The organism is Oceanisphaera avium, from assembly GCF_002157875.1.
In the GTDB taxonomy this organism is placed as follows: domain Bacteria; phylum Pseudomonadota; class Gammaproteobacteria; order Enterobacterales; family Aeromonadaceae; genus Oceanimonas; species Oceanimonas avium.
On record NZ_CP021376.1, the window covers coordinates 2,679,792 to 2,701,032 of the forward strand.

The window sequence follows — 21,241 nt, forward strand, 5'->3', positions numbered from 1 at the left end:
CGATAGGGTGATTGCACGCTATAGAGCTAAGCAAACGCCATTAAAAAGTCTTTAAAAACAACAACTAATCTAAGTTATTGTTATTAGTGGATTTTAAAGTCAAGTTTATGCCATCCCTTGCTCTGTAATACCTGATTTGGTCTATCTCGTCTAAGTATTTTTGACAGGTGATTGACCATAGAACTTTCTCCCTCGAGATAGGCTAATTATTACTATGTATAAAAATTTAACCCTTAAGATGGTGATCCGCTTGGCGTTTATTGTGTTATTCGCGCTGGCGTTAATACTCAGTGGCTCGCTGTATTTGCTATTGCAATCTCAGCAAGGAGTCAACAACGCTAAAGACGATCTCTTTAACTACTTTAATAACGCTGGCATGGTGCGTTTATATTCTACGGAGAAATCGACTGCACTTCGTGACTATGTGGTCACGGGTAATGCCGAGCAACTGGCAGTCTATGAAAAAGCCGATGCGGTAGTAGAAGGGCGTTCTAAACGAGTAGATAATAATACCATTTCTGACACAGATATGTTGGCGAAAATGGACTTAACTACCGCGGAGCGCAGCATCCTAGAGCGCGGACAAAAATCCATTGTTATCATGGATAAGATGGAAAACGAGGCCATCACATTAATGAGAACAGGCCGCCAACAACAAGCCCAAGATATATTGTTAAGTGCAGAATACGATGCCGAGCGTTTAATAGCCGTAAACACGGTGGATGAGTTTATTGATACTATGCTCGGCCGTTTATACGGCACTGTGGCATTAGAAGAGCAACGTAATAGCACCATGGCCGGAGTGATGGTGGCGGTAGTGGTGGCTTTGATTATCTTTAGCTTATTCTTAGGCTGGGTGTTAAAGCGCTTAGTACTTGTGCCCTTAGGTGCCGAGCCTAGTGAAATGGAGCGGGTAGCTAACTCCATTGCTAATGGGGATTTAAGCTCACAGTTTGCAGCTAATGCTTCAGGTGTGTATGGCAAGTTGCAACATATGAATAATAATTTGCGCGAGCTGATTGGCCATATTCATGAGTCCAGTAATAGCTTGTCGGCAGCCGCTGAGCAAACGTCGGCGATTTCATTACAAACTAGTGCTAACTTAAATCGCCAGCAGCAAGATACTGACCAAGTAGCCGCCGCGATTAACCAGATGTCGGCTACCGTGCAAGAAGTGTCTCAAAACACCTCGCTGGCAGCGTCTTCAGCGCAGTCTGCCAATGAAGCGGCTGAACAAGGGCGTAGCGTGGTACAACAAACAGTGACCTCCATTAGTCGTTTAGCCGATGATGTGACCGCAACTGGGCGTGTGGTGCAGTCATTAGCCGATAGCAGTAGCCAAATTAGCTCAGTGGTAGAAGTGATCCAAGAAATTGCCGATCGCACAAATTTATTGGCGTTAAACGCCGCAATTGAAGCTGCACGCGCCGGCGAGCAAGGTCGTGGTTTTGCGGTGGTGGCCTCTGAGGTGCGCAATTTAGCAGAGCAAACGCAGCATTCTTCTCAAGAGATAGTGACCACCATTGCTAAGCTCCAAGAAGATGCTAAGCAAGCCATGACTGCCATGACCGGTGGTCGACAGCAGGCGGAGCTTACCGTCGGCCAAGCGCAAGAAGCAGAGCAAGCGCTGGAGATGATTAGTGGGGCGGTACAAACTATTCATGATATGAATACGCAAATTGCCACCGCCGTTGAAGAGCAAGCGACGGTAACAGAAGACATTAGTCGCAACTTAACGACTATCCACGAATTAGGCGATGAGACCGCGGCAGGAGCGAACCAAACAGCCACCGCCAGTGGCGAGCTCACCCAACTTGCCGCGCGCTTACAACAACTGGTACAGGGCTTTAAACTAGAAGCCCATGAACCCAGCGGCCGCTACCTTGGCTAAGCACGACTTCTGTTAGTGGTGTTGATAAATTAAGACCCAGCCGTTTCATTAGCGACTGGGTCTTGTTCATATTAGGGGTGCTCAGTATACTGCCGACTCTCAAAATGCGGGATGTTCTGATGTTAAAGCTATTGCGGATCTTAATCTTGGCGCTGGCCATGGTGGCGGTGTTTATCTTAGGCACTCTTATTTGCCTAGTACGCCCTCGTCATCCTAATAACGTTTACTTGCTAGGACGCTTGTTTAACCAAGCCTGTAAAATTATTGGGCTGCATGTCACCTTTCGCGGTTATGAACACGCAAAAAATATTAAATCGGCGGTGTATATCGCCAATCATCAAAGTAACTGGGACATAATTGCGCTAACCGGTGCGGTGATGCCGCGCACTGTGGCCATTGGGAAGAGCAGTTTATTTTGGATCCCCTTATTTGGTCAGTTATTTTGGCTTAGTGGTAACTTGCTAATTAACAGAGAAAATAAAGCCAAAGCGGCCAGTACTATCGGCACTGTAGTGGACAAAATTCGCCAGCAAAATATGTCGATTTGGATGTTTCCAGAAGGCACGCGCAGCCAAGGTAAGGGCTTATTGCCGTTTAAAACCGGTGCCTTTCATATTGCATTGCAAGCGCAAGTGCCGTTAATCCCTATTGCCTGCTCTAGCTACTTTGGCCAAGTGGACTTAAACCGTTGGGATAATGGTGAGCTTATTGTGGAAATTATGCCGCCCATTGCCATTGAAGGATATGATGCGCACCAAATTCGCGACTTGCTAAAGCATAGTCGCAAACTATTAAGTGAGCGCATCGATGAGCTTGATCAAGAGGTGCGCCGTCCTACTTAAATGAAAGAGTGTATTTTGCTTCACCCTTAACTGGTTATTGAATTATCGGCCAAGGAGCCTGTTATGACTGAACTGCAACATTGGCAAGATGAAACCCATGAGATTATTGCCTCATTATTAGAAGATGGCAGTAAAGCGGATGCGCTTTATACCTTAGAGCATCATTTCTCTGGGCTAGACTTCGACAAGCTGGAAAAAGCCGCTCTGGATTGCTTTAAGCTAGAATATGAAGTGACTGATGCCGAAGAAATCGTGATTGAAACCGGTGAAACACTGCTTAGTTTTGATGCCATAACTCAAGGGACGCTAGAGGCTGAAGCTATTATGCTACAAGTAAAACAGCTGCTGGCCATCGCCGAAAAATATGGCCTTGAATATGATGGCTGGGGCACTTATTTCGAAGAGTAATATTGCTTCGCCACGGAATACACAAAAAAGAATATACTCGCTAATTTTTACTCATTTAGCTTGCAAACAAGGAGTGCTTAGTTCTGTGTATTCTGTGGCAAAAAATATTTTCTTATTGTTATTTTTTCTTCCTTAATAAACACTGCCATAGCCTCATAGTTTTAGCATAAGCGTGATTTCACAATCATCATGGCCGGTGTTACCTAAACGAGGGCAGGGGCGAAAGCCTAATTTTTGATATAAATGCAGTGCTTCAGGTAAAATCGCCGTAGTTTCTAGATAACAGCATTGATAACCGCGCTCTTTAGCCTTAGCTAACACCCCTTGTGCTAATCGCTTTCCTAAGCCTAAGCCCCGAGCTTCGTTTAATAAGTACATTTTTTGTAGCTCACACACAGTTGGCTCCCCTATTAAGGGAGCAAAGCCGGCTCCGCCTACTATTATTCCGCTTTTATTAATGACTAGCCAATACTGTGCCGCTGGCGCTAGGTAAAGCTCACTGAGCCGGTCAAGACTGGGGTCTGCGACGCTATAGCCTTTTTCTGCACTCAGTCCATACTCAGCCGAGACGGCGCGAATAACCTGAGCTAAGGCGGCGTTATCGGCCTCCCTTAAGGCACGCAAAAAGTAATTATCAATTAACGGGATAGGTGTGGTTGTTGTCATCATCTCTTCTTAAATAATGAATAGTGTCATTGGGTAAGCTAGTAATAAGTCATGCTATAGTGAGCTAAATTAGGGGCTAAGGAGCGCGTATGTATCCCCATTATGAACCCGATCCCTATGTCTTATTATGGGATGAATATAAGTATCGTCATGATCATATATGGCAAAAGCTATTTCAAATTACCATAGCGGTAGTCGTGCTTGGCGCCGTGCCGTATTTAAAGCCAGAAATTGGTCAAGTGTTAGGGAACTGGATCCTAATTGCGCCTTCATTAGGCTGTATGCTGACACTTATCACCTTGGTATTAATGCATTTTGAACTAACCTTATTTGCAAAAATTGCTGCAGCCCATCGTTTGCATCAAGAACAACAAGGGTTACTTAATCACAGTAAACATAACTATTTTCGTTACATGGTGTTGGTTTACGTGAGCTTTTTATTGTTAGTGAGCATTGTAAATGTATTAGTAATCCGCAGTCTGTGGCTAGACTCTGTTGTGTAATGGCAAGCTTTGCGCACAAAGTTTCGCGACAGTGCCAGTCTTAACATGGGTTAAACATAAGGTAATTCCAGTTTAAAGCCGATACACTAAAATAGTTAAAGTACCACACTCACCCAGAACAGGAGTAATTCCTATGATTAGCAGCAAAAAATTAGCAGCGATTACATTGGCCTCCACCTTACTCTTTGGCTTAAGTGCGTGCAGTAATATGTCAGAACGCGATCGCAACACGGCCATAGGTGCAGGTGCAGGGGGCGTAGCCGGTGCCGTATTAACGGGCGGTAGTACCATGGGTACCTTAGGTGGTGCAGCTGTGGGTGGCGTCATCGGTAACCAAGTTAAAAAATAAACTGATCTTATAGGCGTGTTTTACTAACACGCCTTTTTTATGTTTATTATCTTGCTTGTACCCTGAATAAAAAATACCGCGGATAAAAAAACCGACCTCAAGGTCGGTTTTTTGTTATTAATAAATGGCGCGCTTACAAGCTGGCAATCTGTTCTTGCTGAGCCACAAGCTTAGCCAAGACCGCTTTATAATCTTCTAGCTTACCTTGTTCAATTGCCACTACCGCCGCGGGTGCCTTTGCCACAAAGCCGGCGTTATTGAGTTTGCCCTCAAGGCGTTTTATTTCACTATGAGTTTTATCTAGCTCTTTTTGCAACCGCGCCAGCTCCGCTTCTTTATCGATAAGACCCGCCATCGGTAATAGCAATTCTGTCTCACCAATTAACTGCTTGGTGGAGGTAGGCGCGGCTTCATCAGAGCTTAAGTGAGTAATGGCATCAAGCTTGGCCATGGCTTTTAAGAAAGCTTCATTCTCATGAGCACGGCGCGCATCATCACCCGCAGGACGCAATAGAACCGATAATGCCTTGCTGGGTGCTAAGTTCATCTCGGTGCGCAAGTTACGAATAGATACGATAAAGCGCTTCACCCACTCCAAATCTGCCATAGCATCGGCATCTTCCAGTGAGGCATCGGCCTGTGGATAAGCGGCCAGCATAATACTGTCGCCACCGCGATTAGCCAAGGGCGCCACGCGCTGCCAAATTTCTTCGGTGATGTAGGGCATAATCGGGTGCGCTAAGCGCAATAGTGTTTCTAACACTTCGATCAAGGTCTTGCGTGTGGCACGCTGCTCAGACTCTGAACCATGCCACAACACCGGTTTTGTCAGCTCTAAATACCAGTCGCAAAACTGATGCCAGATAAACTCATACAGCGCATTAGCAGCTCGGTCGAAGCGATAGTTATCGAGCGCTTCTCGCACTTCGGTAATGGTCACTTGCAGCTGTGCTTGGATCCAGCGATCCGCCAAAGAATAGCTTAACTCGCCGCTTTTACCTTCGCTATGAGTGCCGCAATCTTGCTCTTCGGTACTCATCAACACGTAGCGCGAGGCATTCCACAGTTTATTACAAAAACTCCGATAACCATCTAAACGGCGCATATCCCAGTTAATATCACGCCCTGTTGACGCCATGGCGGCCAGCGTAAAGCGCAGCGCATCGGTACCGTGGGCTTCAATTCCTTCGGCGAAGGTAGAGCGGGTATCTTTTTCAATCTTAGCAGCAAGCTGGGGTTGCATCATATTGCCAGTCCGCTTGGTCACTAACGACTCAAGGTCGATACCGTCAATCATGTCTAACGGATCCAAGACGTTACCCTTAGATTTTGACATCTTATCGCCGTTTTCATCACGAATCAGACCGGTGACATACACGGTTTTAAAAGGTACCTGCGGTTTGCCATTTTCATCTTTAATAAAGTGCATGGTCATCATGATCATGCGCGCTACCCAGAAGAAAATAATATCAAAACCGGTAACTAACACGCTGCTGGGATGAAAAGTGGCTAAGTCGGGTGTTTTTTCAGGCCAGCCTTGAGTAGAGAAGGTCCACAGTGCCGAGCTAAACCAAGTATCAAGCACATCTTCGTCTTGGTTGAGTACTACATCGCTTGCTAGTTGATAGTTAGCGCGCACCTCGGCTTCATCACGTCCCACATAGACCTTACCCTCGCTATCATACCAAGCAGGAATACGATGGCCCCACCAGAGCTGGCGCGAGATACACCAATCTTGAACATCACGCATCCACGAGAAATACATATTCTCATATTGTTTAGGTACAAATTCAATTTCACCGTCTTCCACCGCTTTAGTGGCCACTTCGGCAAGCGGCGCGGCGCGTACATACCATTGGTCGGTAAGCATGGGTTCAATGGGCACACCGCCGCGATCGCCATAGGGCACCACTAAGTCATGATCTTTTACGCTATCGAGTAAGCCTAGCTTATCTAATGCCGCTACTATGGCTTTGCGAGCTGCATAACGCTCCAGACCCTGAAACTCCGCCGGTAAAGCATCGCTATAGATATCGCTTACTTCACCTTTAGTGGTGAAGACTTCTGCCTGCTCACGAACATGAGCATCTAAAGTGAGGATATTAATCAGTGGCAACTGATGGCGCTTGCCCACTTCTGCATCATTAAAGTCATGAGCGGGGGTAATTTTCACACAACCCGTGCCTTTTTCCATGTCCGCATGCTCATCGCCGACAATGGGTATACGACGAGCCACTAATGGTAAGTCGATAAATTTACCAATCAGGCTTTGGTAGCGCGGATCGTTAGGATTTACCGCCACGGCGGTGTCACCAAGCATGGTTTCTGGACGAGTGGTAGCCACTACTAAATAGTTTTTACCCTCACTGGTAGTGACACCATCGGCCAACGGGTAGCGAAAGTGCCACATGTGACCATTAACATCGCGGTTTTCTACTTCTAAGTCTGAGATGGCGGTATTAAGCTTAGGATCCCAGTTCACTAGGCGCTTGCCGCGATAAATTAAGTCTTCTTGGTACAGCTGCACAAACACTTCTTTAACTGCATTTGATAAGCCCTCGTCCATAGTGAAGCGCTCGCGCTCCCAATCTACGGAAGTACCAAGGCGGCGCAGCTGCTGAGTAATAGTGCCACCGGACTCTTTTTTCCAATCCCAAATTTTATCGATAAAGGCCTCACGACCGTAATCGTGGCGTGTTTTATCTTCTTCAGCGGCAATTTTACGCTCTACCACCATTTGCGTGGCGATGCCGGCGTGGTCGGTGCCTACTTGCCATAAAGTGTTTTTGCCTTGCATGCGCTGGTAGCGGATCAAGGTATCCATAATGGTATCTTGAAACGCATGGCCCATGTGCAAGCTACCGGTTACGTTGGGTGGCGGTATCATAATGCTGTAAGCGGGTTTGCTGGTATCGCCATGAGGCTTAAAATAGCCCTTATTTTCCCATTGCTGGTACATGGCTTGTTCGATAGCCGTGGGATTAAATGTTTTTTCCATGATGTTATTCGTCTTGAGTTTGGGAAGGGACGGGGGCGGTGGTAAGGCTAAAACCCGCTTGGCGGTAAGCTTTAAAGCGCTCGCGCGCCGCCTGTTTGCCGGCGTCATCAACAGGCACTATATCTACTAGCTGCTTAAAGCGACGGGCGAAATCTGGCGCACTGGGCGCCAGATTAATTAATACCGCTCGCCCTTGTTTGGGCGCTTGCCAGCCAATAACGACTTGCGCGCCTTGCGGTGGGCCCTCACCTTGTAAATTGTGAGCAATAAAACTATCGCTGGGCTGTTGCCACAAGGCTTCATCCAAGGCTTCAGCCTGTTGTTTATCTTGAGCATGAATAAATACGCCTAGGCCTTGGCGATAAAAATCGCCAGTAAGCGTACACACCCAGTTAATCAGTGCTTCTGAGTCTGCGTCTTGGAGTAAATAAAAACAGCCTTGGCTCATGCTCACTCTTCAATATTGTTGACGCCGGCCCGATTCAATAAAAACTGGGTCAACAAGGGAACAGGACGACCGGTTGCGCCTTTATTTTTACCGCTCACCCACGCAGTACCCGCCACATCTAAGTGTGCCCATTGGTACTTCTTGGTAAAACGGCCCAAGAAGCAGGCAGCGGTAATAGCTCCGGCTGGGCGCCCACCAATATTGGCCATATCGGCAAATGGACTTTCTAATTGTTCGTTATATTCATCGCTCATCGGTAAGCGCCAAGCGCGATCGCCGGCTTGTTCCGAAGCATTAAGTAATTCATGGGCCAATGGATTGTGATTAGCTAGCAGTGCTGAGGTGTGATGCCCCAATGCGATAATACAAGCACCGGTGAGTGTGGCAATATCCACCACCACTTCTGGTTCATAGCGCTCAACGAAGGTGAGTGCGTCACACAATACTAGGCGGCCTTCGGCATCGGTGTTTAACACTTCGATAGTTTGACCCGACATACTGGTTAAGATATCGCCGGGGCGATACGCATTGCCATCGGGCATATTTTCACAGCCTGCTAACACGGCTACTACGTTAATGGGCAGCTGTAATTCGGCCAGCGCTTGCATGGTTCCTAACACAGAGGCGGCGCCCCCCATGTCGTATTTCATTTCATCCATGCCCTCGCCAGGCTTTAGCGAAATGCCACCGGCATCAAAGGTTAGGCCTTTGCCGACTAATACAATAGGGCGAGCCTCCGGCTCAGGATGACCTTTATATTCAATGATCGACATCATGGCTTCGTTGCGCGAGCCGCGCGCCACTGCCAAATAAGCATTCATGCCAAGCTCAGCCATTTCTTGCTCGCCAACGACACGAGTGGTGATGTTATCCCAAGCATCTGCTAATTGGCGCGCTTGCGAGGCTAAATAAGCGGGGTTACATACGTTAGGTGGCATATTGGCAACATCGCGACACACTCTTACGCCACGAGCGATAGCCAGCCCGTGAGCAACGGCGCGCTCACCTATGGGCAGTTCGCGACGCGTAGGCACATTAAATACCATTTTGCGCAAGGGACGGCGCGGCTCGGCTTTATTGGTTTTAAATTGGTCGAAACTATATAAGCTGGCTTTAGTGGTTTCTACCGCTTGGCGCACTTTCCAATAGGTATCGCGCCCCTTGACGTGCAGCTCAGTTAAAAAGCACACTGCTTCCATTGAACCGGTATCATTAAGCGTGCTAATGGTGTTGCGAAGAATTTGTTTATACTGACGCTCGTCGAGTTCGCGCTCTTTGCCACAGCCTACCAGTAATACGCGCTCGCTGAGCACGCCCGGCACTTGATGTAACAGCAGCATTTGTCCGGCTTTGCCTTCTAAATCGCCGCGGCGTAATAAGGCACTCAAGTAACCGTCGCTGATTTTATCCAGCTGCTCGGCAACAGGAGATAACCGGCGGGGTTCAAACACGCCGACCACGATACAGGCACTGCGCTGTTTCTCGGGGCTACCACTTTTAACACTGAACTCCATGGATTCTCCTACCGCTTGAAGACAATGAGCGTTAGATCAAGGATAATGATGATCGTCGCAAAAATATGCAGATTTTCGCTACCTAAAGATGCGAAAATCATGATTTTACGCTTATTCTTAAGCGTTTCCATTGAAAAGACAAGTTAACACTGGGATTTACGGTGATTGCATTTCGCTATTTGTTTTGGGAAACCCTAAAAACGCAGCTTGCTGTGTTATTTGTGCTGCTGCTCATTTTTGTTAGCCAAAATTTTATTGAAGTCTTGGGCGGCGCGGCCAGTGGCACCATACCCGCAAGCCTAGTGGGGCGTTTATTGCTATTGAATATGCCCGATATGGCTACGCTAATGTTCCCCATTAGTTTATTTTTGGGCATCTTATTTACTCATGGCAAGCTCTATGCCGAGAGTGAGATGACGGTGATGCGCGCGGTAGGCATAGGACCGGGCAAAATAATGACACTCACGCTGATTTTGGCCTTGTTTTGGACCACAGCGGCGCTGGCTAACTCGCTCTGGCTTAATCCGTGGTCTAAGGCGCAAATCTATCAAATTCGCGAACAAGTAAAAGCAGACTCAGGTATTTCTTTACTTCGTCAAGCGCGCTTTATGAATTTAGATGGCGGGCGCGTGGTCGCTTATATTGAACAGCTTAACCCTGAGGGAGAGGGCAGCAGTCTTAATCGATTATTTGTGGTGCAACGTGGCCAAACAGAACAAGCACCCAGTATTGTGGTGGCTAATAGCGGGCGCTTTCAAGAGCGTGATGGCGGGCAATGGCTCACCTTAGATGAAGGGCACCGTTACAGCGGTCTACCAGGAACGCGTGCTTTTGATATTTCTGAGTTTGATGAATATAGCGCTTTTATTAGAACCAGTGAAATAGGTGAGGTAGAGCGTAAAGAGGCAGCAAAAGACAGTCGAGCTTTAAGTGCGTCGCCGGATTTGATTGATAAAGCTGAGTTGCAATGGCGGATTGCGCTACCTCTTTCAATGCTGGTGTTAGTGTTATTAGTGGTGCCACTGGCGGTGATCAATCCGCGCCAAGGACGCTACGCTAAATTATTACCGGCGATTTTACTGTATTTGGCGTATTTCTTATTACAAAGCGCTTCCCGTTCGGCGGTAGAGGCGGGCAGTTTAGCGCTTTATCCCGGTTTGTATACGGTTCCTTTAGTCTTTTTATTCTTGGTGGCGGTGCCGCTTAATCTTAGAGAAACCGCGTGGTGGAATCGCACTCGCGAAAAAATTAAACGTAAAAAGGCTGCCTAATGTTCACAATTTTTGACCGCTATATTGGCCGCACCGTGTTAATGGCGATGTTATTATGCGAGCTTACCTTAGTGGGCTTGTCAGCCATTATTCGCTACGTTGAGCAGCTAAGAAGCGTGGGCGAGGGCACTTACACCTTATTATCCGCTTTTTACTATGTCTTGCTCTCAATGCCTCAAGAAATAGTGTTATTTTTTCCTATCGCCGCTTTGCTGGGCGGTCTTATTGGTTTAGGCCAGCTGGCAAGTAACAGTGAATTAGTGGTAATGCAGTCGGCGGGGCGCTCGCGCTTTAATATCGTCGTTAGTGCTCTTAAAACTACCTTACCCTTGATGTTAGCTATTATGTTGGTGGGTGAATATGTGGCACCCGTGGCTAAGCTCGCCTCCGATGATCTGCGTAGCCAAGCTAAGTCTGGCGGTCAGGTGGTGTTATCAGTGTATGGCGTGTGGGCCAAAGATAATGAAGCCTATATCAATATTGCCCAAGCCAAGCGCGATGGCACCCTAACCGATGTCACCTTGTATTATTTTGAAGACAGTACCCATTTAGCGCGTATTACTCAGGCTAAAAGTGCCACTTACCAAGACTCCTATTGGCAATTAAGCCAAGTGACGGACACCTTGTTTAATGATGGGCGCTCGATTGAAACTCAATATCAAGACAGTAGAGACTGGCATACCAGCTTAACGCCCGACAAGTTAGGAGTGGTGGCCATAGATGCTAATGAGCTATCTATGCGTGGCTTATGGGAGTACACCGGCTATTTAGCAGATAATGGGCAAGATGCAGGCTTATATGAATTAGAGTTTTGGCGCAAAGCCTTACAGCCCATTATGGTCATTGCTATGCTGCTGCTTGCTTCTTCCTTTGTCTTTGGTGCGCTGCGCAGTGTGACTATGGGCGCGCGTTTATTGCTAGGTATCTTATTTGGCTTTGGTTTTTATGTAGCCAACCAAGTGTTTGGCCCGATTAGCTTGGTTTATCATGTGCCCCCTGTCTTAGGGGCCTTAGGACCGAGTTTGCTATTTATTGGTATTGCTTTGGCGTTACTGAATCGCAAAGCCTAACTCGGTGTGGAAACGAGTGAGTGTAAATACTGAGGTGAGAAGGGAAAAGACGCACTCACCCCTCGCCCTCTCACTCTGGCTGCTTATCTAATAAGCGTTTATTCAATTCCTTGCTCATCACTATCATTTCGCAGTCGGCAATTTTATCTTGCAGCGCTAATTTTTGGCGAGGATTAAACAATAGCCAAAAATTACCTAAGCCTAGTAACGCGGCTCCCGCTCGAATAACACACTGTGCTAAACGCAGCCGAGTGCCATCGGTATTTTGTACTCGTAAGCGCCAAGCACGCATGCCAAGCGTTTGGCCGCTAGTACGCCAAAACCAGCAATAAAAAAATAACCCCACTGCTAATAGACACAGCTGGTAGCTACGACTGGCACTGAGTAGCGCTGCGGTGTCTTCATGATCGCCTAAGCTTATCCAGCCTAATTGTAAGGCGAGCAGCGTGGCGCCAAAATAGACAAACCCAGTGAGCATCAACAAAGAGATCAGCACTAAAAAATCATATAACCATGCTGCTAAACGGCGCATTAAGCCTGCACGTGGCAGGTTGATATAATCAGAATAAGCAAACACCAGCGATTACCGCCCTATTAGGTAGGAGAAGAAGAGCGCATTCTAGCAAATGTGGCTAAGCGCGGTCATATTTGTCTTTAATAAGTAGAAAGTTACGGGGAGTGAGTAATTTATGTGCGATCAGTTGGGGTAAGTGAATAATCTGCTTGCGGCCTGCGCGCTAATACGTATAATTCACCTCGTTCCCAAGGGAAGCAAGTGGCAATGGGCTTAAGCAACGTTTTTAGCAAGTAAGCCTTGCTGGTAAGTAAAATTTGGCGGTGTGGTGAAATTGGTATACACGACGGATTCAAAATCCGTTGCCTTCGGGCGTGGCGGTTCAAGTCCGCCCACCGCTACCAAATTATAGAGAAAGCCGTCCTTTGGACGGCTTTTTCGATCTTCCTCATCTTTATTATTCCCTTTATTACATCTATCCCTTTTCTATTTATCTTATCCATGTGTGGTTTTTCTCAGTAGTTAAGGTATTGCCTTTATCTCGACGCGACTATTCAATTACCTACTTAGGTAGGTAATTGACAATCAGCTTACGACTTAGGTACTCGCGCTTTACACGAGCTGTTATATCTTCCTTACTAAATCATAGTCGTGCTCAGAACCTCATTTATTTACAAATACATTGAGCGCCCAAATAAATAAGACCCCTGTTCATTTAAACCCACTCGTTAGCGCTGTATTTTTAAGCAGAGCTAAAGGGAGAGAGTGAATAAAAGAATGAGTAACTAGATTTTTTAGGTCGTTACAGCGTATCGCTAGCTAAAATAACAAAGGGCTGATTAGGCTGGGCTTTAAACTGGCCTTCATAGCCGTAGGCCTTTTCTTCTAAAGGCGCTTGGCGATAACCATAGTGCAGCACTTCGCTAATGTAGCGTTCTATAAATGCACTTGGGCCTAGCGCTTGCCATTGTAATACGTGAATAAGCTCATGAAAGTGCACGCTCAGTTGTGCTGCTACTTTTGGCTTTATGTAGTAAGTATCATTGAGCGTGATGCCTACTGCGGTGGGGCTTAGTAGTTGAGTTAGTCCTAAGTGAGCTACTTGACTAATGGGTGGGCTAGGAAGTTGGCTAGTGATGACGAAGCCTGCCTTAGTGAATAGCTCGGGTTCAAAAAACCCAGAAAAATGGCGGCTTAACTGCTGGCAGCTATGGCGCAGCGACGCGTGTGCTGCATTGGTGTTGTTAACCCAGTCTAAAATATGATTAATCATTCTTTCTCACTACTAATAAATAGAGGCTTGTTATGCTTTAATTTACTAGGAGATATCTTCACTCGACTGATAACAATAATCTACTAAGGAAGTGATTAATGGCTAAAAAAAATAGCTTTTTCAGGGAATTTCGACAATTTGCCGTTAAGGGCAATATGATTGATTTAGCGGTGGGTGTCATTATCGGTGGGGCTTTTAGCAAAATTATCGACTCACTGGTACGCGATGTATTTATGCCGGTGATTAACTTTATTTTAGGCGGTGATGTCGACTTTTCTAATAAATTATTGGTGCTACGGGCGCCACAGGGTTACACAGGCTCCGAAACCCAAGAAGCGCTCAGTGCCGCTGGCGCCATTGTCTTGTACTGGGGTAATTTTGTTACTGTGTTTATCAATTTTATTCTCTTGGCTTTCGTGGTCTTTATTATGGTGAAGATGATTAATCGCATGCGCCAATCATTACACCATGAAGAAAAGACCGCCACCGTGGCACCTGCACCACCGCCAGAAGATATCCAACTGCTGCGTGAAATACGCGATGCACTACAAGATAAGTCTCAGCCACCGGTAAAATAACAGGCACTGAGTAAAAAAATCCTGCGAGGCGGGATTTTTTTATGGCAGTTATTTTTTGCCTAAGTGCTAAAACGTGCGGTGTCGCCCACTGAGGTCTTTTTTTGGATGGTAGTGCCAACACAAATGATGATTATATTTTAATAAAAATAACAGCCACGCTGCTTTGTGCTGGTTCTCTAATCCCGTAAAATAGTCTGTTTTTTATATTATGGTCTGCTTTATGACCAAAACCTATTCTTAGTAATGCTTTAAGCGCGTTACTAATTTATGCCATACAGAGTGCATGACATGCTAAAACCCGGAACGCGCGTTACCGTCCTTATAAAAGAGCTGACGGATAAAGGAGATGGCATCGCTTACCTAGAGGGACGACCTTTGTATGTAGCAGGGGCGTTAGTAAATGAGCGCGCAATAGTGATGTTAACGCAAATAAAGCCTAATTTTATGCAAGGAAAATTAGAGCAGCTTATTGCTTCTGATCCACAACGCCAAGCTGATTTTTGTATCTACCAAGCCTGTGGCGGCTGTCAGCTTAGAGTGCTCGGGTATCAAGCACAGCTAGCGCTTAAACAACAATTATTAATCGATGTGTTACACACGCATCAATTAGCGTGTCCGGTAGCCAGTACCTTGGGCATGGCTGAGCCGTTTCATTATCGTAATAAGGCACAGTATGCAGTGCGCCCAGGAGCACAGATTGGTTTTTACGCCAAACTCAGCCATCAACTTATTGATATTAAAGAATGTGTGGTTCAAGCACCGATCACCTCTTTGGTGGTCGCTCAGCTTAAGCTGTGGATGCAAACCGAGACAGTAAGTGCTTATAACGAACTAACAGAGCAAGGCTGTGTGCGCCACATTATGATCCGTAATGGTATTAATAGCGGACAAGTGATGGTGGTGTTAGTGGTTAACGAACTCCTGACTGAGCATGAGCGTGCGTCGCTGCTGTTAGCGCTGCAAAACATTGTTGGCCTAACGAGCGTAATGCTCAATATTAATAAGGCAAAAGGAAATCGCGTCCTTGGCGATACGACGCATTTGTTATGGGGAAAATCTGAAATTATCGATAGTTTAGCTGGGCTTAAGTTTGCTATCTCTGCTCAGTCTTTTTATCAAATTAACCCTAAGCAAACTGAAGCTCTCTATCAAGAGGCGCTGCGCTTAGCCGCACCTCAACCTCAGGATATCGCTTTTGATCTTTATTGTGGTATCGGTACCATTAGCTTGTTTTTAGCACCAAGGGTAGGGCAAGTTTATGGCATTGAAGTGGTTGCTGAAGCTATTGTTGATGCTAAAAAAAATGCACAACTAAATGGTTTGTCTAACCTTGAGTTTTATACTGGTAAAGCGGAACAAGTTGTACCTACGTTATATTCTCAAGGGATCAAGGCTGATTTAGTAATAGTGGATCCGCCGCGTAAGGGCTGTGATACAACCTTGCTGGCCACACTCGTTGCCATGCAGCCTAGTCGGTTAGTGTATGTCTCTTGTAATCCTAAAAGCTTAGCGCGCGATCTAGAGTGGTTAACGCACCAAGGCTTTACCTTAGAACAAGCCACCCCTGTCGATATGTTTCCTCATACTATGCATGTAGAAGCTGTGGTCTTACTCACTTGGCAAGGAAGAAAATAAAGCATTGATCTTTTTGTTAATGATAACTATTATCATGTGCATCAAGAGGGAGGAGAACACATATGGTAATGCTATTAGTAGTGGGCTGGTTATTGATGGCGTGGTGGATCCCAAGCTCTGCTATCACGTTATGGTTAAGTGCAGGCTTTGCGCTATTTGCACTACTATTAGCGCTGCCGTCGGTGAGTCGACACTGGTATTGGCTACCTGTGGGCGGGTTAGCAGGGCTGGGGATGGCAATGGGCATGATGCTTACGGAGCAAACAATCTAAAGGCTAATGCTAGCTCTGTTGGACATTAAAAAATCGGCTTGAAGGCCGATTTTTTATGGCGTAGTTAAAAAGCAGTATTAACGATTCACGGCTCGATAGATCTTAAATTTGCCATTAGCGGCAATGGTCTCGCAGTGACCGAAGCTTTTCTCAATGAGCTCGGGGTAAGGTAAGAAGGCGTTAGCTACTAAGGTAAGCGAGCCGCCTGATACTAAGTAATGCTTTGCTGAGCTTAATAGTGACTCAGTCGTATGAAAGAACGTTTTAAGACCCGCATGAAAAGGTGGATTCGCCACAATATGGTTAAAGGTGCCGCTCAATTGGTTTAAGCCATCAGAAGCATAGATGTTAGCGCTTAGCCCATTCGCTGCTAAGGTTAAACGAGTGGCTTCTAAAGCAAGCGCACTAATATCAATACATTCTAGCTCCAGCTCCGGTTGACGCTTTAGGAGATGGGCTCCTATCACTCCAGCCCCACAACCAAAGTCTAACACGCGTCCTTGAAGCTGAGTTATATTCTCTAGCAGTAAGCGTGAGCCTGAGTCTAAATGACCGGCACTAAACACCCCTGGCAATGTACAAATTTTTAACTGCTCTTGTTCAAGCTGATAGCCGCTTAGCCATTCATCTAGCTTAAAGATAGGAGCAGGGCGCATTAGCTCTGCTTGATATAAACTAGCACGGCGCGCGCTGTCTAGCTTATTAACCTGCTCGCAGTAAGGAGCCAGTAATTTAGGCGCGGATTTTACGCCTCCTTTATTATCACCGGCCATAAACAACTGCGCGCCAGGGCTAAGCAACGGCAAACAGGCCGCTAATAAATATTCAGCTTCGGCTTTTGCTTTTGGCATCAATAATAACAGGCCTGTGGCATCCTCAATTTTTTCAGGGCAAACGCCAAATTCTATTGCGCACTGGCCTTGATTTTTTTGCCACTGATAGTAGCGAAAGTCAGTGGTGAAAATATGCGGAGCAGGCCCTGCTTGAGCGAGCATGCCGGGCAGGTTATCTTCGAGCAAACCACACACCAGTAGCGGTTGTTCGCTAAGTACATCCAAGTTGCGTGCCAGCATTTCGCTAACTGGGGTTAAGGCCTCAAACATCTTGCGCTCCACGTTAAATTATTTGATCCGGCATTATACATACCTAAGGTACTCTTGACATTTGTCGGGCATTAGCAAAAGATGCACTCAAGGTCTTTTTCAGGTGACGCAGATGCTATTTATAGTCAAACGTAAACAGGGTAAACCGCTAACACGAAAAGCGCTAGCCACAGTTGCGTAACCGATGCCTGATCTTCTTTTAAGACAAGATGTTTTCAAACCCCGGTAATGCAACAGCAGCCGGGGTTTTTTATTTAAAATTTATCATCCTCTAACCAGGAGAAGGAGTTTCCATGTTTCGCGGTTCTTTAGTTGCCTTATTAACCCCCTTCGATGGCAGCCGCATTGACGAGCTGGCATTGCGTCGTTTAGTCGATTGGCACATTGCAGAGGGAACTCATGGTCTAGTGCCGGTGGGCACCACAGGTGAAAGCCCTACTATGACTCCTAAAGAGCACTGTCGAGTCATTGAGATAGTGGCCGAACAAGCAGCAGGACGAGTACCTGTTATTGCGGGTGCTGGCTCAAATAACCCGCTTGAAGCTATTGAGTATAGTAATTGTGCTGAACGAGTCGGTGCAGATGCAACTTTGCATGTGGCTGGTTATTATAATCGTCCCAATCAAGATGGTTTATTTGAGCATTTCAAGATGCTGCACGATGCCACTAAACTGCCGATTATTGTTTATAATATTCCACCGCGCGCTGTCGTCGATATTAAGCCAGAAACGTTAGCGCGTATGGCAGAATTGCCACGTATTGTGGGCGTTAAAGACGCCACCGGTGATTTATTGCGCCCCTGGGTGGAACGTAAGCACATTAAAAAGCCATTCGCTTGGCTATCTGGCGAAGATGGGACTGCGGTTTCTTATAATATAGGCGGTGGTCAGGGCTGTATTTCGGTGACGGCTAACATTGCACCTCGGTTATGTGCCGAGTTGCAAGAGTTAATGTTAGCAGGAAACTGGGAAGCGGCACGGGTACTGCAAGATAAACTGCTACCGTTGCATCAAGTGCTGTTTTTAGAGCCTAACCCAGCTGGGCCAAAATACGCGTTATCACTATTAGGCTTAGCCAGCGAAGCATGTCGTATTCCTGTGGTGCCATTACAAGAATCAAGTAAAGCTGAAATTCGCCGCGTAATGACAGAGTTAGGCCTAATTTAAGTAAGCGAGTAGCGCTGTTAAACGACAAATATAAAAGGTCAGCAACTGCTGACCTTTTTATTTTGTTTTCTTATTCATTCGATAATAAATAAGTTCTACTCTTCGTTTGGCTCATATTCATCCTGGGGTCGCTGGTAGCTATCATCTCGTGAAGTTGGATGGCTTTCATAACGGGGGCGCCGGGGTTTGCTAATAATAGGGCCGGTGCGTGGTGGCCTACGAGTAGCGGGAGAAATAGTAGAAATTTTAGCTTTGTAAATCAGCTGTTGCTGGCCTCTTGGGTCAGAAAGTAAAATGCTATATTGGTCAAAAGCACTGATCATCCCTTCTAGTTTAATGCCATTAGTAAGGAAAATAGCGCAATGGGTTTGGTTCTTGCGCAGCCAATTCAGTGCCGCATCCTGTCCATTACCCAATGAAAATGCTTGTTGAAGCGATTGGGGATTCGCTGTTTGGCCAGTCATGTAGGCAGTCCTGTCGGTTATTATTTAAAGAGATTGTGCTCAATGAGCCCCTGTGTTGTCAAAGTAAAGCTCACTTTGCACTTAGTCGCAATAGCTCTTCATTAAGGAAAACAGGTGTTATCAAGATTAGCTAATCATAGTCGGCTTATTTTCGCGTGTCTGATTGTCAGTATTGGTCAGCTAAGTGTGGGTTTGTTGTTGCCTGTATTACCTGCGATTAGTAATAGCTTGGCAGAAGATGCTAATCGGGTGCAGTGGCTCATTTCTATCTATTTATGTTCTTTTGGACCGGTACAACTGCTATATGGGCCCTTAAGTGATGCTAAAGGCCGCCGCCCAGTACTGATTGCCGGTTTAGCATTAGCTATAACGGGAGTTGGCGTGTGTTTGTTGCCTAATATTAGTTTTGAATGGTTATTAGTAGGGCGGCTACTACAAGGCTTAGGGGCTGGGTGTGGCGCTGTGGTCTCGCGCGCCATGCTTAGAGATAGCTTTGCTGGACCTTATTTGCGTAATGCGCTTTCTTATGTGGCTATGGCCGCCGCCTTTACGCCCATAGTGGCTCCGGCCGTGGGTGGGATCATTGGTTATCATTTTGGCTGGCACAGTGTGTTTTTAGCCATGTGGCTGTATTTACTAAGTTTATGGCTATTATTATTTTTTCGCTTTGAAGAAACCCACACCCAGCCTAGCAAAAGCTTACAGCTGACAACTATCGTCGCTAACTATCGCTACTTATTAAGTTGCCGCCACTTTTTAGGCCATGGCGGTATGTTATGGGGACAGTTCTCATTAATGATGGTCTCTATCTCAGTCATGCCCTATATCATGCAGCACCATATCGGCATGACTACGGCGCAATATGGCCGCTGGGCATTGTTACCTGCATTAGGCTTATTATTGGGCGGCATGATTAATAATCGAATTCAGCATAAAGTCAGTGCCGAACAGGTTTTGCGCGTTAGCCCTTATTTACAACTAGCTGCTGGCGGTTGGTTATTGTTGGTGCCCACTCAACCCGGTTGGCTTATTGCAGGAATTTTTATCCAAGCACTAGGAAATGGCATGGCTTTTCCTAATGCGATGAGCCGACTGTTGGAGCCCTATAAAGATCTAGCGGGTGCTGCCGCTGCTTTATCTGGAGCTTTACAAATGCTTAGTGCTGCTTTGCTAACCGCGGCGTTAGTTTATTTAGGCGTTAATGATGTGGTGAGTTTAGGCATTTGTATTTTATTAGGTGCTTTAGTATTAAAGCTTTTATCTTGGTGCGCAGTGGGGCGCTGGTGAAGTGAGGCCATGTACGTTAAAGATAAACACAAGGTCTGCGAGTGACGAACATAAGACGTATAGCACCAGACGTACAACTCACCGAGAGTATCAAATTTTAAACAGAAAAAAGCCGCGCCCTAGGGCACGGCTTAGAGATTCTTTCGCTGAGGTAAACTCTTACAGAGCTACAACGTTTTCAGCTTGAGGACCTTTCTGACCTTGAGCTACAGTGAACTCAACAGCCTGGCCTTCAGCTAAGGTTTTGAAACCTTGGCTCTGAATGGCACTGAAGTGTACGAATACATCAGGACCTGACTCTTGCTCAATGAAACCAAAGCCTTTTGACTCATTGAAGAACTTTACTTTACCTTTAACGATATTAGACATACCTAAATCCTGTAATCAAACCTACCAAAATACGAATGCTTGAAAAAATACAGATTTAACTTATGAAATACAGGACGAGGTACTACTAGAACTTCGTAACATTAACATAAATACAACCATACTTTTCGAGCTGCATTCACTCTAACTGGTAACTAGGGGACGGTCAACAGGTATTTTAAGCTAGAGTGACAGAACCATTAGAAATGAGGGATGGCGCACAAAGACGCGACTTTTGAGTAGTGTGAGCAGACATTCACAGGCTTTATCAGAGGCATAGTAAATTATTAGCTAAGGAAGCGAAATGAGTCAGTTATATTGTGTTGCCCGTTTTAAAGCTCAGCCTGGTAAAGCAAAAGCATTGCAAGAGGCATTAACAGCGTTGATTAACAACACTCACCAAGAAGAAGGCTGTCTATTATACCAGCTGAGTGAAGAAATTCCTTATGAAGGCGCCAATGGCGAACCTTGGGATTGTATATTTATAGAGCAATGGGCCAGTCGTGCGACATTTGATAAGCATTGTACCCAACCGTATATCAAAGACTACTTTGAACAAGTTGCGCCTAGTATTGTGGCAGAGGCCGATGTACGTTTATATCGGCCTGTCTAAATAGAATTAG

The 21,241-nt window shown here is 46.1% G+C and carries 22 protein-coding genes and 1 tRNA gene; 14 read left to right on the forward strand and 9 right to left on the reverse strand.

From position 1 onward, the window contains the following. Positions 1 to 214 precede the first annotated feature (214 nt). The 3 genes from CBP12_RS12375 (at position 215) to rraB (ending at position 3,141) form a co-directional block, all read left to right on the forward strand. Positions 215 to 1,891 (forward strand): methyl-accepting chemotaxis protein, encoded by a 1,677-nt coding sequence (locus CBP12_RS12375; RefSeq protein WP_086964856.1) that lies wholly within the window; start codon positions 215 to 217, stop codon positions 1,889 to 1,891. 119 nt (positions 1,892 to 2,010) lie between these two features. Beyond that, entirely contained in the window at positions 2,011 to 2,733 is a 723-nt protein-coding gene (locus CBP12_RS12380) for a 1-acylglycerol-3-phosphate O-acyltransferase (RefSeq protein ID WP_086964858.1), read from the forward strand. Between the two features lie 72 nt (positions 2,734 to 2,805). Next, positions 2,806 to 3,141 (forward strand): ribonuclease E inhibitor RraB, encoded by a 336-nt coding sequence (rraB, locus tag CBP12_RS12385; protein WP_408634977.1) that lies wholly within the window; start codon positions 2,806 to 2,808, stop codon positions 3,139 to 3,141. Between the two features lie 153 nt (positions 3,142 to 3,294). Here rraB and CBP12_RS12390 read toward each other — a convergent pair whose 3' ends face one another. Beyond that, positions 3,295 to 3,810 carry a GNAT family N-acetyltransferase gene (locus CBP12_RS12390; RefSeq protein WP_198341811.1) on the reverse strand — a complete coding sequence of 172 codons (516 nt, stop codon included), beginning with the start codon at positions 3,808 to 3,810 and terminating at the stop codon, positions 3,295 to 3,297. A gap of 86 nt (positions 3,811 to 3,896) precedes the next feature. Between CBP12_RS12390 and CBP12_RS12395 the strand changes: the two genes are divergently transcribed. Both CBP12_RS12395 and osmB read left to right on the forward strand, forming a co-directional pair. Beyond that, entirely contained in the window at positions 3,897 to 4,310 is a 414-nt protein-coding gene (locus tag CBP12_RS12395; RefSeq protein ID WP_086964864.1) for a hypothetical protein, read from the forward strand. Positions 4,311 to 4,443: 133 nt separating this feature from the next. Then, positions 4,444 to 4,659, forward strand: a complete 216-nt coding sequence (gene osmB / locus CBP12_RS12400) for an osmotically-inducible lipoprotein OsmB (protein WP_086964866.1) — start codon at positions 4,444 to 4,446, stop codon at positions 4,657 to 4,659. Positions 4,660 to 4,792: 133 nt separating this feature from the next. On the opposite strand, the gene CBP12_RS12405 is transcribed toward osmB, so the two are convergent. The 3 genes from CBP12_RS12405 to pepA are packed head-to-tail and all read right to left on the reverse strand — an operon-like array spanning position 4,793 to position 9,619. Then, positions 4,793 to 7,657, reverse strand: coding sequence for a valine--tRNA ligase (locus tag CBP12_RS12405; RefSeq protein WP_086964869.1), 2,865 nt, complete (start codon positions 7,655 to 7,657; stop codon positions 4,793 to 4,795). A gap of 4 nt (positions 7,658 to 7,661) precedes the next feature. Further along, positions 7,662 to 8,105: a DNA polymerase III subunit chi gene (locus CBP12_RS12410; RefSeq protein ID WP_086964871.1), complete on the reverse strand. Its 444-nt coding sequence runs from the start codon at positions 8,103 to 8,105 to the stop codon at positions 7,662 to 7,664. 2 nt (positions 8,106 to 8,107) lie between these two features. After that, positions 8,108 to 9,619 carry a leucyl aminopeptidase gene (pepA, locus tag CBP12_RS12415; protein WP_086964873.1) on the reverse strand — a complete coding sequence of 504 codons (1,512 nt, stop codon included), beginning with the start codon at positions 9,617 to 9,619 and terminating at the stop codon, positions 8,108 to 8,110. 161 nt (positions 9,620 to 9,780) lie between these two features. Between pepA and lptF the strand changes: the two genes are divergently transcribed. Together lptF and lptG are read left to right on the forward strand one after the other, a co-directional pair. After that, entirely contained in the window at positions 9,781 to 10,890 is a 1,110-nt protein-coding gene (gene lptF, locus CBP12_RS12420; protein ID WP_232455077.1) for an LPS export ABC transporter permease LptF, read from the forward strand. After that, on the forward strand, positions 10,890 to 11,960 hold the full coding sequence (gene lptG, locus CBP12_RS12425; RefSeq protein WP_086964875.1) for an LPS export ABC transporter permease LptG: 1,071 nt from the start codon (positions 10,890 to 10,892) through the stop codon (positions 11,958 to 11,960). Before lptF ends, lptG begins: the two co-directional genes overlap by 1 nt. A gap of 70 nt (positions 11,961 to 12,030) precedes the next feature. Here the strand turns inward: lptG and CBP12_RS12430 are convergent, their stop codons facing one another. Continuing rightward, a complete protein-coding gene (locus tag CBP12_RS12430; RefSeq protein WP_232455078.1) occupies positions 12,031 to 12,537 on the reverse strand; it encodes an RDD family protein in 507 nt (168 codons plus the stop codon). 256 nt (positions 12,538 to 12,793) lie between these two features. Between CBP12_RS12430 and CBP12_RS12435 the strand changes: the two genes are divergently transcribed. After that, positions 12,794 to 12,878: transfer RNA gene (locus tag CBP12_RS12435), tRNA-Leu, on the forward strand. A 398-nt stretch (positions 12,879 to 13,276) separates the two neighbouring features. Here the strand turns inward: CBP12_RS12435 and CBP12_RS12440 are convergent. Beyond that, on the reverse strand, positions 13,277 to 13,747 hold the full coding sequence (locus tag CBP12_RS12440) for a hypothetical protein (RefSeq protein WP_086964877.1): 471 nt from the start codon (positions 13,745 to 13,747) through the stop codon (positions 13,277 to 13,279). 98 nt (positions 13,748 to 13,845) lie between these two features. Between CBP12_RS12440 and mscL the strand changes: the two genes are divergently transcribed. The 3 genes from mscL (at position 13,846) to CBP12_RS12455 (ending at position 16,232) form a co-directional block, all read left to right on the forward strand. After that, complete coding sequence (gene mscL, locus CBP12_RS12445) at positions 13,846 to 14,325, forward strand: large conductance mechanosensitive channel protein MscL (RefSeq protein WP_086964880.1); 480 nt, start codon at positions 13,846 to 13,848, stop codon at positions 14,323 to 14,325. Between the two features lie 288 nt (positions 14,326 to 14,613). Continuing rightward, positions 14,614 to 15,960 carry a 23S rRNA (uracil(1939)-C(5))-methyltransferase RlmD gene (rlmD, locus tag CBP12_RS12450; RefSeq protein ID WP_086964882.1) on the forward strand — a complete coding sequence of 449 codons (1,347 nt, stop codon included), beginning with the start codon at positions 14,614 to 14,616 and terminating at the stop codon, positions 15,958 to 15,960. Positions 15,961 to 16,022: 62 nt separating this feature from the next. After that, positions 16,023 to 16,232 carry a hypothetical protein gene (locus CBP12_RS12455; RefSeq protein ID WP_086964884.1) on the forward strand — a complete coding sequence of 70 codons (210 nt, stop codon included), beginning with the start codon at positions 16,023 to 16,025 and terminating at the stop codon, positions 16,230 to 16,232. A 77-nt stretch (positions 16,233 to 16,309) separates the two neighbouring features. Here the strand turns inward: CBP12_RS12455 and rsmC are convergent, their stop codons facing one another. Continuing rightward, positions 16,310 to 17,335 carry a 16S rRNA (guanine(1207)-N(2))-methyltransferase RsmC gene (gene rsmC / locus CBP12_RS12460; RefSeq protein WP_086964886.1) on the reverse strand — a complete coding sequence of 342 codons (1,026 nt, stop codon included), beginning with the start codon at positions 17,333 to 17,335 and terminating at the stop codon, positions 16,310 to 16,312. A 293-nt stretch (positions 17,336 to 17,628) separates the two neighbouring features. On the opposite strand from rsmC, the gene dapA reads away from it, so the two are divergent. Beyond that, positions 17,629 to 18,501 carry a 4-hydroxy-tetrahydrodipicolinate synthase gene (gene dapA, locus CBP12_RS12465; protein ID WP_086964888.1) on the forward strand — a complete coding sequence of 291 codons (873 nt, stop codon included), beginning with the start codon at positions 17,629 to 17,631 and terminating at the stop codon, positions 18,499 to 18,501. Positions 18,502 to 18,596: 95 nt separating this feature from the next. On the opposite strand, the gene hfq is transcribed toward dapA, so the two are convergent. Beyond that, positions 18,597 to 18,965 (reverse strand): RNA chaperone Hfq, encoded by a 369-nt coding sequence (hfq, locus tag CBP12_RS12470; RefSeq protein ID WP_232455079.1) that lies wholly within the window; start codon positions 18,963 to 18,965, stop codon positions 18,597 to 18,599. Positions 18,966 to 19,079: 114 nt separating this feature from the next. On the opposite strand from hfq, the gene CBP12_RS12475 reads away from it, so the two are divergent. Then, complete coding sequence (locus CBP12_RS12475) at positions 19,080 to 20,252, forward strand: multidrug effflux MFS transporter (RefSeq protein WP_086964890.1); 1,173 nt, start codon at positions 19,080 to 19,082, stop codon at positions 20,250 to 20,252. A 159-nt stretch (positions 20,253 to 20,411) separates the two neighbouring features. Here the strand turns inward: CBP12_RS12475 and CBP12_RS12480 are convergent, their stop codons facing one another. Then, complete coding sequence (locus CBP12_RS12480; protein ID WP_086964892.1) at positions 20,412 to 20,621, reverse strand: cold-shock protein; 210 nt, start codon at positions 20,619 to 20,621, stop codon at positions 20,412 to 20,414. Positions 20,622 to 20,922: 301 nt separating this feature from the next. Here CBP12_RS12480 and CBP12_RS12485 point away from each other — a divergent pair, with 301 nt between their 5' ends. Next, on the forward strand, positions 20,923 to 21,231 hold the full coding sequence (locus tag CBP12_RS12485) for a putative quinol monooxygenase (RefSeq protein WP_086964894.1): 309 nt from the start codon (positions 20,923 to 20,925) through the stop codon (positions 21,229 to 21,231). Positions 21,232 to 21,241 lie beyond the last annotated feature (10 nt).

Coding starts and splice junctions, on each gene's coding strand:
- mscL (WP_086964880.1), top strand. CDS start 13,846: ATGGCTAAAAAAAATAGCTTTTTCAGGGAATTTCGACAATTTGCCGTT.
- hfq (WP_232455079.1), bottom strand. CDS start 18,965: ATGACTGGCCAAACAGCGAATCCCCAATCGCTTCAACAAGCATTTTCA.
- CBP12_RS12395 (WP_086964864.1), top strand. CDS start 3,897: ATGTATCCCCATTATGAACCCGATCCCTATGTCTTATTATGGGATGAA.
- CBP12_RS12410 (WP_086964871.1), bottom strand. CDS start 8,105: ATGAGCCAAGGCTGTTTTTATTTACTCCAAGACGCAGACTCAGAAGCA.
- CBP12_RS12485 (WP_086964894.1), top strand. CDS start 20,923: ATGAGTCAGTTATATTGTGTTGCCCGTTTTAAAGCTCAGCCTGGTAAA.
- pepA (WP_086964873.1), bottom strand. CDS start 9,619: ATGGAGTTCAGTGTTAAAAGTGGTAGCCCCGAGAAACAGCGCAGTGCC.
- CBP12_RS12455 (WP_086964884.1), top strand. CDS start 16,023: ATGGTAATGCTATTAGTAGTGGGCTGGTTATTGATGGCGTGGTGGATC.
- CBP12_RS12440 (WP_086964877.1), bottom strand. CDS start 13,747: ATGATTAATCATATTTTAGACTGGGTTAACAACACCAATGCAGCACAC.
- dapA (WP_086964888.1), top strand. CDS start 17,629: ATGTTTCGCGGTTCTTTAGTTGCCTTATTAACCCCCTTCGATGGCAGC.
- CBP12_RS12405 (WP_086964869.1), bottom strand. CDS start 7,657: ATGGAAAAAACATTTAATCCCACGGCTATCGAACAAGCCATGTACCAG.
- CBP12_RS12380 (WP_086964858.1), top strand. CDS start 2,011: ATGTTAAAGCTATTGCGGATCTTAATCTTGGCGCTGGCCATGGTGGCG.
- lptG (WP_086964875.1), top strand. CDS start 10,890: ATGTTCACAATTTTTGACCGCTATATTGGCCGCACCGTGTTAATGGCG.
- CBP12_RS12480 (WP_086964892.1), bottom strand. CDS start 20,621: ATGTCTAATATCGTTAAAGGTAAAGTAAAGTTCTTCAATGAGTCAAAA.
- CBP12_RS12375 (WP_086964856.1), top strand. CDS start 215: ATGTATAAAAATTTAACCCTTAAGATGGTGATCCGCTTGGCGTTTATT.
- osmB (WP_086964866.1), top strand. CDS start 4,444: ATGATTAGCAGCAAAAAATTAGCAGCGATTACATTGGCCTCCACCTTA.
- rsmC (WP_086964886.1), bottom strand. CDS start 17,335: ATGTTTGAGGCCTTAACCCCAGTTAGCGAAATGCTGGCACGCAACTTG.
- CBP12_RS12390 (WP_198341811.1), bottom strand. CDS start 3,810: ATGATGACAACAACCACACCTATCCCGTTAATTGATAATTACTTTTTG.
- rlmD (WP_086964882.1), top strand. CDS start 14,614: ATGCTAAAACCCGGAACGCGCGTTACCGTCCTTATAAAAGAGCTGACG.